General features: G+C 72.4%; 8 protein-coding genes. All 8 read right to left on the bottom strand.

The features are described from left to right. Positions 1-7: 7 nt before the first annotated feature. The 8 genes from ACLF3M_RS22465 to ACLF3M_RS22500 all read right to left on the bottom strand — a co-directional run bounded on the left by ACLF3M_RS22465 (position 8) and on the right by ACLF3M_RS22500 (position 11,224). On the bottom strand, positions 8-2,335 hold the full coding sequence (locus ACLF3M_RS22465; protein WP_430659220.1) for a DUF2309 domain-containing protein: 2,328 nt from the start codon (positions 2,333-2,335) through the stop codon (positions 8-10). Then, positions 2,328-3,710, bottom strand: a complete 1,383-nt coding sequence (locus ACLF3M_RS22470) for a proton-conducting transporter membrane subunit (RefSeq protein WP_430659221.1) — start codon at positions 3,708-3,710, stop codon at positions 2,328-2,330. The genes ACLF3M_RS22465 and ACLF3M_RS22470 overlap by 8 nt, the downstream gene beginning before the upstream one ends. A gap of 76 nt (positions 3,711-3,786) precedes the next feature. After that, a complete protein-coding gene (locus ACLF3M_RS22475) occupies positions 3,787-4,659 on the bottom strand; it encodes a LysR family transcriptional regulator (protein WP_430659222.1) in 873 nt (290 codons plus the stop codon). Further along, complete coding sequence (locus tag ACLF3M_RS22480; RefSeq protein ID WP_430659223.1) at positions 4,652-6,361, bottom strand: methyltransferase domain-containing protein; 1,710 nt, start codon at positions 6,359-6,361, stop codon at positions 4,652-4,654. The genes ACLF3M_RS22475 and ACLF3M_RS22480 overlap by 8 nt, the downstream gene beginning before the upstream one ends. After that, positions 6,358-8,160, bottom strand: a complete 1,803-nt coding sequence (locus ACLF3M_RS22485) for an ABC transporter transmembrane domain-containing protein (RefSeq protein ID WP_430659224.1) — start codon at positions 8,158-8,160, stop codon at positions 6,358-6,360. The genes ACLF3M_RS22480 and ACLF3M_RS22485 overlap by 4 nt, the downstream gene beginning before the upstream one ends. Positions 8,161-8,203: 43 nt before the next feature. Continuing rightward, positions 8,204-9,523: a TRAP transporter large permease gene (locus ACLF3M_RS22490; RefSeq protein ID WP_430659225.1), complete on the bottom strand. Its 1,320-nt coding sequence runs from the start codon at positions 9,521-9,523 to the stop codon at positions 8,204-8,206. Beyond that, on the bottom strand, positions 9,520-10,032 hold the full coding sequence (locus ACLF3M_RS22495; RefSeq protein ID WP_430659226.1) for a TRAP transporter small permease: 513 nt from the start codon (positions 10,030-10,032) through the stop codon (positions 9,520-9,522). Before ACLF3M_RS22495 ends, ACLF3M_RS22490 begins: the two co-directional genes overlap by 4 nt. 199 nt (positions 10,033-10,231) lie before the next feature. After that, complete coding sequence (locus tag ACLF3M_RS22500; protein ID WP_430659227.1) at positions 10,232-11,224, bottom strand: TRAP transporter substrate-binding protein; 993 nt, start codon at positions 11,222-11,224, stop codon at positions 10,232-10,234. Between the last annotated feature and the right edge of the window lie 116 nt (positions 11,225-11,340).

Consider the following 11,340-nt stretch of genomic DNA (forward strand, 5'->3'; position numbering starts at 1 on the left):
CGTTTCCTCAGGCGGCGATCAGATGGTGTTCAGGCGTGGCGGCCGGCGTCTCGTCACGCCAGCTGCCGTCGCGGTTGCGGCGCAGGAAGCGGCCGGTCTCGGGGTCGGCGACCAGCAGCGCGACCCAGCCGTTGCCGAACAGCGTCTGAAGGATGCGGTGCTTGGCGACCACCGCCTCGACGCGCGCCAGCGGCGCCTGCACGACCGTCATCAGCCGCAGCGGCTCATGGTACGGCACGCCGGTCGCGCTCATCACGGATTGCGCGGGGAGGCCGGTCATGAGGTCGGAGCCGTTGCCCTGCATCACGCCGAAGCCGCCGACGACGTTGTGCGTCACCTTCGACCCCGCGCCGAAGACCGCGTTGTCCACGGTGGAGAAGTAGTACTGCGTGTTGATCCACTCCGCGACGACCATCGGCGCGGTGAGGATCACCTCCAGCGCCGCGCCTTCCTTGTCGGCGCGCCAGTCATAGGAGTGCAGGAAGCAGCGGCCTTCGAGGTCGAGCCCCCGCGTGAAGGAGCGGTCGGCGACGATGAAGCCGGCGTTCCGCGCCAGCGCCCATTCCGCGCGCGGCTCCGCCCAGTCCGCGGCGCGCCGTTCCGCCGCGGCGACGGCATGTCCCGGCTTGCTGTTCGGCAGCCTCGCGAGCCGCTCCGCCGTCGCCTTCGCCCGCGCGGCCTCGAGGTCGCCGCGCAGCCGCGCAACGGTCGCGGCATCGGCGCGCGGGTCGTCCCAGATGGCCAGCCGGTCCGTCGTGGTGTCGTGCTCGGCGGCGAGGAAGACCGTCGCCGCGGGGATCGCGATGCCGCGCGCGGCCAGTCCCTGCCGCACCGCCGCGTCGTTCAGGATGGCCGCCATGATGCGCGCGTTCGGCCCGCCGCGATGGCCGCCGCAGGCGCCGCAATCCAGCCCCGCCACGAAGGGGTTGTTCACGGCCTGGCCGCCATGGCCGCAGAGCACCACGACCGGCGCGAAGCCCGTGGTCAGCCCCATGATGCGCAGCGCGCCCTCCGCCGTCGCGACCTGCTCGGCGGGGCTCAGTCCCGTCGTCACCCCGTCGTCGCAGGCGAGCGCCACCCGCGGCGTGGTCGGCGCGGGCGGCACGACGCGCTCGGCCAGGCGCTTCACCGCGCCGCCGAAGCCGCCAGGCGCAACGGTGCGCGCGACCATTGCCGCGCCGAAGGCGGCACCGGAGGCCTCCACGAAGCCGAAGGCGCCGGCCAGGCTCTCCTTCAGCGCGCGCAGCCCGCCCTTCGCACCCTTCAGCCGTTTCAGCCCGGCGAGCCGCGCCGCAGCCGCATCCTCGGCGCCCGGCGCGGCGACCTCCGGCACGACATGGCGGGGCTGCAGCAGCACGGGGCAGGAGGCATAGGCCGCGTCCTCGCCGAAGGGCCGCACGGCGACGGCGGCGCCGAAGAAGCCGGCGAAGCCCAGCGTCTCCCACGGGCCCGTCCGCTCGAGGTGCCGGCGCAGGACCTCGGACCGGACGTCGATGCAGAAGACGAGCTGAGCCTCCGGCTTCGGTGCCGCCGCGGCCGCCTTCGCGGCCAGCCTTGCGGCCAGGCCGCGCCGCCAGGTCTCCTCCCAGGCTTCCAGCCAGATCGCCGCGGCCGGGCTTTCCGCCGGCGTCGGCGCGGCGGCCGGCGCCTCCTCGAACTGGCGCGCGAGGAACAGCCGCAGCGCCAGCAGGTCGGCCAGCGTCGCCGCCGGCTTCACGCGTTCCTGCGCCCGCCACTTCACGAAGCCCGCCCAGCCCGCAAGGGCCGTCAGGTGCCGCGTCAGCAGGACGGTGCGGTATTCCTCCGGGACGTCGGCGATCAGCGCCGCGATCGCCCTCAGGGGATCGGCGTCGAGCGCCGCGGCCTCCGTGCCCTTCGGCACCTCCGCGTCGAGGGGCAGCAGGGCGCGGACGGCGCGCCACAGGCCCTTCTCGCGGCCCGGCATCGGCCAGGCGGCCTGGCCCTCGTCCAGGAAGGCGGCGAGCCAGCGGATCAGCGCGCGGTTGACGGCGGAGGGCGGGGCCGCGCGCTGCGCATTCCCGGGCACGTCGAGAGCACCGGGCGCGGCGGCTCCGGGCTGGCCGTGGCGGGCGGCGACCTCGGCCAGGATGGCGCCGTCGATGCGGCCGTCGGCGAGCGCGGCCTTCAGCACTTCGGCGGCCGGCCAGGCGCGGGCGCCGAACAGGCTCGCCGCGGTCCGGGCGGCGTGCTCGAAGGGCTGGTCCTCCAGGCCCTGCAGCGGGTTGGCCGCGATGAAGCGGGTCAGCGGCCAATAGGGCGTGACGTGACCGGCGGCGATCTCGATCTGCGCGGAGAGTCGGGCGAGCTCAGGCATGGTAGGCCTCCCGGCGGTCGGTGATGGCGGCGGCGGCGGGCTGGCTGAGGCCGAGAACTCGGACATAGAGGGCGGCGGAGCGCCGGTGCAGGCCCGCCTGCACCGCGATCCCCGCGAGCAGGAAGGCGCCGGCGACGAGGGCGTGCAGCGCGGTCAGCGGCTGCGCCGAGGCGAGGCCCGGCGTGCCGGCCAGCAGCGCCTCGATCCCGCGCACCAGCAGGCCGTAGAGCAGCCCCGCGACGCCGAGCGCGGCGGGCACGCCGAGCCAGCGCATCGCGCCCTTTGCCGGCGCGGCGAGGCTCGCCTGCGCGGCGGCGAGCGCGGCGAACATCACCAGCAGCGCGCCCGTGCCGGCGCCGAGCTTGCCGCTCGCCAGCGCGAAGCCCGCGCCGCCGAGGATCGCGGCGACCACCGCCGGCCCGATATCGGCGGCCTTCGGCGAAGCGGGCCGCGAAGCGATGGCCAGCCCCGATCCCGCGCCCAGGAAAAGCGAGGCCTTGTAGAGCCCGTGCAGCACCAGATGCGCCATGGCCGCAGCGTGGAAGCCGAGCCCGCACTGCATCAGCATGAAACCCATCTGCGCCGTGGTGGACGCCGCAAGCCCCCGCTTCACGTCGGACTGCACCAGCGCCGCGAGCTGGCCGAACAACGCGCTCGCCGCGCCGGCCGCGAAGACCAGCAGCAGGATCGCCGGCGCGGCCTCGAAGGCCGGGGCGAAGCGCGCGACGAGGATGCCGCCGGCGTTCACCAGGCCCGCATGCATGAAGGCTGAGACCGGCGTTGGCGCCGTCATGGAGCCCATCAGCCAGCGATGGAAGGGAAACAGTCCGGACTGGATCGCCGCCGCGAGCCCGAGCGCCGCGCAGCCCAGCCCGACCAAAAGGCCGTTCGCCGTGCCGGCCTCGGCCGCGATGCCCGCGATGGACAGGCTCCCCGTCGCCGCGGCGAGCAGCGCCAGCCCGACGACGAGCGCCGCGGCCCCTCGCAAGAACCAGACCCGGGCGAAATCGCCCGCCGCGCGGGCCTGCGGCCAGTCCCGGACATGCCCGATCGCATCCGCCAGCAGCCAGCCCATTGCCACCCAGAGCCCGGCGAAGAGCAGGACCGCATCGGCGGCCAGCAGCGCCAGGACGATGGCGGCCAGGGCCGAGAGACGCGCGAAGAAGGCGCCGAACCGCGCCTCGCCGGCCATGTGCCGCAGCGAAAAGGCGTGCACCACGGCGCTGACCAGCGTCGCCGCCGCGCCAAGGAACAGCGCCATCGCATCCACGCGGAACGGGCCGGCCACCCAGGGTTCCGCCCCGGCGCGGAGGCCCAGCAGGATCAGCAGCAGGCCGCAGAGCGGCCAGAGCGCGAGGGAGAGGTGTCGCGGCATTCGAACCCCGGCGTTGAAGTCCGGCGGCTTCTGCCGCCCCAGGATGAATGCGTAAATCGAATTATTTTGATCGTTCTTATCGATGATGCCGATAAGTCGGAACCCGGGCCTCGATGAAGCTGGCGAGCGCCCTTGCGGCGGGGTCGGCGCGCGGGGCGGCCAGCAGGGCGATCTCGACCTCCGGCAGGGCCGGCCAGCCGGCATCGGCGTCGAGCCCGATCAGCTCGTCCGGCACCATGGTCCGCGGCAGGACGGTGACGCCGAGCCCGGCCCTGACGGCGGCGATCGTCCCGGCAAAGGACGGGCTGGTATAGGCGATGTCCCAGGGCAGCCCGGCCTGGTCCAGCGCGCCCACCGCGCGGCGGCGATAGACGCAGGGTGCGGGCGAGAGGACCAGCGGCACGCGATCCCCCGAGCGGTCGGGCATGCTGCGGTCGCGGGCGACGAAGACGGGGCGCTCCCGCCAGAGCGGCCGCGCGCCGGGGTAGGGCTCGGCGGGGTCCTGCTTGACCACGATCAGGTCGTGCTCGCCGCGCTCCAGCGCCTCCACCAGGCGGAGCGTGAGGTCGCAGGTGACGTGCAGGCGCAGCTGCGGGTGCTTGGCCGCGAAGGACGCCAGGATCTCCGGCAGGTAGAGCGTCGCGAAATCCTCGGGCGAGGCGAAGCGCACCTCGCCCGCCACGTCGGGCTCCCGCAGCCGCGCGACCATGGCGTCCGAGAGGTCGAGGATGCGCCGCGCATCGCCGAGCAGCGCCTCGCCTTCCGCAGTCAGCGCGACGTTGCGCCGGTCGCGGTCGAAGAGCCGGACGCCGAGGATTTCCTCGAGCCGCCGGATCTGCATCGAGACCGCGGATTGCGACCGCCCGATGCGCTCCGCGGTGCGGGAGAAGCTGCGGGTTTCCGCGAGTTCCAGGAAGGCGCGCAGCAGCGCGGTGTCGAGGTCAGGCATTGCCGCGCCATTCCGGCAATTGCGTCTCCTGCCGAAGCCGCAGGCGGCGGAAATCCAGCGCGGCGAAGAGGTCGTCGAGGTCCGGCGCCCGGTCGGGCGGCAGGGGCAGGGTGCTGCGCGCTTCCTCGGCGAAGCGGGCGCGGATCGGCGCGTCGCCCTCGACATAGCCGCGCTGCCACCATTCCAGGATGCGCGGCTTCGCCTCGGTCAGCGTCGGCGCGGCGACGATCAGCCCGCTCTTGCGCCGGTTCACCGCGGCGCCGGCGGGCAGCAGGTTCCAGAGGTCGTTGCAGGCCCAGGCCGACCAGGGCAGGCAGTGGTCGATGTCGACCGAGCCCGGCCGCAGGGGCTCGCCCGTCCAGACGCATTCCAGCGCCTCGCCGCGCTTCAGCCGCGCCGCCGCGATGTCGCGCACCAGCACGGTGTCGCGGTCGGGCTCGAGCCAGCGCAGCGCGGACAGCACGGCGTCGCTGTCGAGCGTGCGTCCCGCGCGTTCGGCATAGCCGCGTGTCAGCCGCACCCATTCCGCCAGCAGCATCGGCTCGATCCAGGCCGCCATGCGCCGCAGCGCCTGCCAGACCGCGAGCGGCGCTCGGAGGTTGCCGTAGGTCCAGAAGGTCTCGGCGTTGAGGACCAGCGCATCGCCGCGCGGCATGCGGCCGTAGCTTGCGGGGAAGACGGGCGTGTCGTCGGCGAAGGTCAGGTGCCGCGCCGGCATGGTCGCGATGACCTGCGCGGCGTCCGCCAGCGCGCGCCGCAGGGCCGACGCCGTCTCGCCGCCGAAGGCCGCGCCCGGCCTCAGGTCGAAGGGCGCGAGTGGCGCCAGCGCGCGGAAGGCATCCTTCACGAAGCCCATGCCGCTGCCCACCGGCATCTGCGGCAGCCCGCGCTCCACCAGCGGCTTGAACATGCGCAGCCAGAACAGCGCGACCAGGCCGAGCGGCAGCTCGACATGGTCGTCCGCTTCCCGCGCGACGTTGGGCGAGGCATCGGCGATCCGCGCCAGGCAGCGGAGAAGCGCGAGCTTGTAGGTCGCCGACTTCTCCTGCCGCAGGATCACGCCGCGCAGCAGCGGCAGCGCGGTGCCGCCATCGTCCGGCAGGTCGAGGATCACGGTCTGCCAGCGCACATCGGGCCGACCCTGCCGGTCCTCCGCGCGCTCCGTCGCGACGCGCAGCGCCAGGCCATGATCGAGGCCCAGCCGCTCAACCTCATGCGCATCCACCGGCCACATCGGCCGGTCCTCGGGGGCCGGGCCGTGGCGCAGCGTCAGCATCATCCGCCCGCCCGGCTTCAGCAACGTGGCGAGCTTGCGCATCGCGCGCGGCCGGTCCTCGGGCGGGACATGCATCCAGACGCCACTGAGCCAGATCAGTCCGAAGCCGAGGCCGAGGCGATGGACGGAAGACAGCGCGGGCAGCCTGTCGTCCAGCCAGCGGATCGCGGGCTCGGGGTGCAGCCGCGCCGCTTCCGCGCGGAGCGTCGCCGCGGGCTCGACGGCCACGACCTCCCATCCCTTGCCGGCGAGCCAGGCGGCATCGCGCCCGCTGCCCGAACCGACATCCAGCGCCAGTCCGGGTGTGCGCGGCAGGAAGGGGATGGCGTCGCGGTGGATCTCCTCGAAGCCGAAGGCCTCGTAGGCGTCCGCGAATTCGCGGAAGCCCCTGACATAGGCCGCGATCGTGTCCCGCGCCGACGTCACGCCGCGTCGGCGAATTGCAGCGCGGCCAGGCGCGCATAGAGCCCGCCCTCCCTCACCAGGCGGTCATGCGGGCCTTCAGCGACGATGCGGCCGTCGTCGATGACCAGGATCCGGTCGGCGCGGCGCACCGTGGCCAGGCGGTGCGCCACCACCAGCGTGGTACGCCCGCGCGACAGCCGCTCCAGCGCGGCCTGCACCAGGCGCTCGCTCTCCGCGTCCAGCGCGCTCGTCGCCTCGTCCAGCAGCAGGATCGGCGCGTCCTTCAGGATGGCGCGCGCCACCGCGATGCGCTGGCGCTGCCCGCCCGACAGCGTCACCCCCCGCGTGCCGAGGCGCGTGTCGTAGCCCTCGGGCAGGGCGGCGATGAAGTCGTGGGCGGCGGCGGCCTCCGCGGCGCGGCGGATCTCGGCGTCCGTGGCGTCGGGCCGGCCGTAGCGGATGTTCTCGCGCGCGGTGGCGGCGAAGATCAGCGGGTCCTGCGGCACCAGCCCGATGCGCGCGCGCACGGCTTCCGGGTCGGCGTCGCGAACGTCCACGCCGTCCACCAGGATGCGGCCGCCCTGCGGGTCGTAGAAGCGCAGCACGAGCTGGAAGATCGTCGTCTTGCCCGCGCCGGACGGGCCCACCAGCGCGACGGTCTCGCCCGGCTCGACGCGCAGCGACACGCCGTCCAGCGCGCGGTGCTGCGGCCGCGTGGGATAGGCGAAGACCACGTCCTCGAAGGCCAGGCGGCGCTGCGGCGGGTCGGGCATGGGCACGGGGCTGGCGGGGGCGGCGATGGCGGGCTCAACCGCCAGGATCTCGAGCAGCCGGTCGGCCGCCGCGGCGGCGCGCTGGATCTCGCCCCAGAGCTCGCTGATCGTCGCACCCGCGGTCGCGGCCATGATGGCGTAGAAGACGAAGGCCGCGAGGTCGCCGCCGCTCATCCGGCCCGAGATCACCTCGAGCGCGCCGGCATAGAGCGCGGCGGTGATCGTACCGAAGCCCAGCAGGATGACGGCGAGGATCAGCAGGCTGCGGGTGGCGATGCGGCGGAGCGCGGCGGCGACGGATTCCTCGGTCTCCTCGGCGAAGCGCTCGCGCTCGGCGGCGACCTGGGTGAAGGCCTGCACGACGCGCAGGCCGTTCAGCGTCTCCTCCGCCCGCGCGGCCAGGTCGGCGACGCGTTCCTGCGCGCTGCGCGACAGCCGCCTCTCCCGCCGGCCGAACAGGACCAGCGGCACCACGATCATGGGCAGTACCACGACGACGGCGGCGGCAAGCCGGGGCGAGGTCAGCGCCATCAGCACCAGCGCGCCCGACCCCGTCAGCAGGTTGCGCAGCCCCATCGACAGCGCGGAGCCCACCAGCCCCTGCAGCAGCGCCACATCGGCCGTCATGCGCGACAGGATGTCGCCGGTGCGCATGGTGTCGAACCAGGCCGGGCTCAGCGTCAGCACGTGGTGGTGCACGCGCTTGCGCAGGTCGGCGGCGACGCGCTCGCCGAGCCAGGTGATCATGTAATAGCGGCTGGCGGTGGCGAGCCCTAGCGCGATGACGATGAAGCCCATCAGGGCGGAGGCGGCGTTCAGCGCCTCGGCGCCCCCGGCGCTGGTGCTGCGGTTGACCAGCAGCGCCAGCCCCTGCCCGATCGAGAGCGTCAGGGCTGCCGCGAGCAGCAGGGCGACGACGGCGAGGATGGTGCGCAGGAGGTAGGGGCGCAGCATCGGCAGCAGCAGCCGCAGGGAGGAGAGCGGCGCGGCGCGGGGGGAGGGGCCAGGGGACGGGCGAGCGGAGGGGCGAGGGGCGGAAGCGGTCACCTCCACAACTTGGACGCGAGCCCCGGCCTCCGCAACAGGTCCCCTATTTCAGGAAGTCCGGCTCCAGCAGGCGGGGCAGCAGCAGCGCCATGTCGGGCCAGACGATCAGCAGCGCGAGCACCGCCAGCATCGGCACCAGCATGATCATCGTGTCCTTCAGCGCGTCGGTGATCCGGATCCCCGCCACCGCGCAGGAAATCATCAGGCAGAGTCCGTAGGGCGGCGTCACCAGGCCGAAGGCCAGCGACACGATCGAGACCATCGCGAAGTGGATGGGGTGCATGCCCGCGTGCTCGGCCATGGGCTGCAGGATGGTGCCGACGATGATGATGGCCGGGATCGCGTCCAGGAAGCAGCCCACGACGAGGAAGACGAAGGCGATGAAGAAGCCCGTCGCGATCGGCCCCATGTCCCAGGCGATGACGCCGGACAGCATCGCCTCGGGAATCTTGTAGTAGGCGAGCAGCCAGCCGAAGGCCGACGCGGTGCCGACGCAGAAGAGGGTGATCGCGGACAGGCGCCCGGTCTCGGAGAAGGCCAGCCGCAGCCCCTTCAGGTCCATCTCGCGGTAGACGAGGATCGACAGCGCGCCGGCATAGAGCACGGCGATGCAGGCGGCCTCCGTCGCGGTGAACCAGCCGAAGATCTTGCCGCCGATGATGATGAAGGGCGTCATCAGCGCGGGGACGGAGACGAGGAAGGAGGCGACGAATTCCTTCAGCGTCGCGCGTTCGTAGGTGGGGTAGCGCCGGATCTTCGCATAGGCATGGACGGTGGCCATCTGGGCCAGGCCGATCAGCAGGCCCGGGATGACGCCGGCCAGGAACAGCCCGCCGATCGAGACCGTCAGCACGCCGCCCCAGACGATCATCAGGATGGACGGCGGGATGATGACAGCCAGCACCGCCGAGACCGCGGTGATCGCGACGGAGAAGCTGTCGTCGTAGCCCTCCTTCCGCTGGGCATCGATGAAGATCTTGGACTGGCTGGCCGCATCGGCGGTGGAACTGCCGGAGATGCCGGCGAAGAAGATGGACAGCACCACGTTGATCTGCGCGAGGCTGCCGGGGAGGTGCCCGACGATGGCGCGGGAGAAGCGCACCAGGCGGTCGGTGATGCCGCCGATGTTCATGAGGTTCGCGGCCAGCAGGAAGAAGGGCACCGCGATCAGGATGAAGCTGTTGAAGCCGTTGAAGGTCTCCTGCAGGAGGATCATCGGCCAGAGCCGCTCCTCGATGATCAGAGGCGGCAGGCAGGCCAGGCCGAGCGCGATGGAAACCGGCACGCGCAGCAGCAGTAGCGAGAAGAAGGCGCCGAACAGCATCCAGGCCGCCTGGCCCGAGGAAAGGATGGCGCCGCTCATGCCGCGGGCTCCTCGCCATGCACCAGGACCTGGAAGCTGTCGTACATCCGCTCGCCCTGGAACAGGATCCAGGTCGCGCCGGCGATGGGCCAGGCGATGTGGATGGTCCAGAGCGGCAGCTCCGCCAGCTCGCTGACGCGGTACCACGCGAAATCCGTGAACTCGATGCCCCACCACAGGAAGACGAAGGCGAAGACCAGGATGAAGATCCCCGCGACGATGTCTGCCGCAGCCTTGGAGCGGCCCTTGAGGTTGGGGAAGAGGTCCACGTTGAAATGCGTGCCCTCCCGGATGCCGACCATGGCGCCGATCATCACCATCCAGACCAGCAGGAAGCGGGAGAGCTCCTCGGTCCAGATGTAGCGCGGCAGGAGCTCGGTGAAGCGCGCGAAGATCTGCAGCGTGACCGGGAAGACGATGGAGGCGACCGCCAGCGTCATCAGGATGTCGAGCAGCCAGGCGTACCAAGCGGTGAAGCGGCGGAAGAGGCCGCGCGGGCCTGATGGCATTCGGGTGGTCCTTGGAGTGTCGTCACTTCCCCCACCGCGCGCCCCCCTCCCCCGCAGGCGGGGGAGGGATGGAGTGGGGGTGCCGAGGATGAGGGCGCGCTGAACGAAGCACCCCCTCCCTGACCCTCCCCCGCTTGCGGGGAAGGGAAACCAAGGAGCGGGGGAGGGAGCCGCCTGGCGGGGGCGGGAAGGCGAAACTCTACGACGTCAGCGACGCGATCCGGTTGTGGATCCCCTCCGCGTCGATCTCGCGCGCATAGGCCGCCATCACGGGCTGCACCGCCGCGTTCATCTGCGGGCGTTCCGTGAAGGGCACCTTGCGCAGCCGCCCCGCCGCGGCGAGCGCGTCGATCTTCTGCGCGTCCTCGCCGCTCTCGGTCTGGCGGCCATAGACGCCGGCCTCGCGGCCCGCGCGGCGCACCGCGTCCTGCAGCTCGCGCGGCAGGCGCTGCAGCGTCTGCACGGAGAAGCAGAGCGGGCGGATGGTGATGGCATGCTCGGTGATCAACAGGTTCGGCCCGACCTCGTAGAAGCGCATCTGCTCGACGCCCGCGGCCTCGTTCTCGCCGGCCTCGATGACGTTGTTCTGGATGGCGTTGTAGACCTCGTTGTAGGCGATGACCTGCGGCGCCATGCCGATGGCCTGGAAGGTGCGGCTCCAGATCGGGGCGCCCTGCACGCGCACGCGAAGCCCGCGCAGCTGCGCCATGGTGGTCGCCGGGCGGTTCGAGAAGATGTTGCGCACGCCGCCGCCGGCATAGCCGATCAGGATCACGCGCGCGCGCCGCTCCACCTCGTCGGCCACCGGCTTGAAGAGGTCGGCGTCGAGCACCTGGTTCCAGTGGTTCAGGTCGCGGAACAGGAAGGGCGCGTCGATATAGGGTGCGGCGCGGCTGAAGGTGGACATGTGGGCGGGGCTCACGATCGCGAAGTCCACCGCGCGGCCGGCCGACATGTACTCGAAATACTGCTTCTCGAGCCCGAGCGAGCTGTCGTTGTGCATCACGAAGTTCACGGGCCGGCCGTAGTACTGCAGCACCAGCTCCTGGAAGCGCTTCATGGTGCGGTTGAAGACGTGCTCGTCGTTGAACTGGCTCGCGCCGTGCAGGGTGATCGGCGCCTGGGCGCGGACCACGTTGGGCACGGCGAGCAGGCTGGCGCCGGCGGCGCCGAGCAGGGCACGGCGTTGCATGGACATGTCTCCCTCGATGCGGCCGGCGTTTCCCGGCCTGCGGAGGAGGAGCCTAGACCGATCCCGGCACGGTTGGGAACCACCTGGTTACGGGCTAGCCTGCCTGCCTGGATGAG

The organism is Falsiroseomonas sp. HW251 (assembly GCF_050563545.1).
In the GTDB taxonomy this organism is placed as follows: domain Bacteria; phylum Pseudomonadota; class Alphaproteobacteria; order Acetobacterales; family Acetobacteraceae; genus Falsiroseomonas.

Coding starts and splice junctions, on each gene's coding strand:
- ACLF3M_RS22495 (WP_430659226.1), bottom strand. CDS start 10,032: ATGCCATCAGGCCCGCGCGGCCTCTTCCGCCGCTTCACCGCTTGGTAC.
- ACLF3M_RS22470 (WP_430659221.1), bottom strand. CDS start 3,710: ATGCCGCGACACCTCTCCCTCGCGCTCTGGCCGCTCTGCGGCCTGCTG.
- ACLF3M_RS22490 (WP_430659225.1), bottom strand. CDS start 9,523: ATGAGCGGCGCCATCCTTTCCTCGGGCCAGGCGGCCTGGATGCTGTTC.
- ACLF3M_RS22465 (WP_430659220.1), bottom strand. CDS start 2,335: ATGCCTGAGCTCGCCCGACTCTCCGCGCAGATCGAGATCGCCGCCGGT.
- ACLF3M_RS22500 (WP_430659227.1), bottom strand. CDS start 11,224: ATGCAACGCCGTGCCCTGCTCGGCGCCGCCGGCGCCAGCCTGCTCGCC.
- ACLF3M_RS22475 (WP_430659222.1), bottom strand. CDS start 4,659: ATGCCTGACCTCGACACCGCGCTGCTGCGCGCCTTCCTGGAACTCGCG.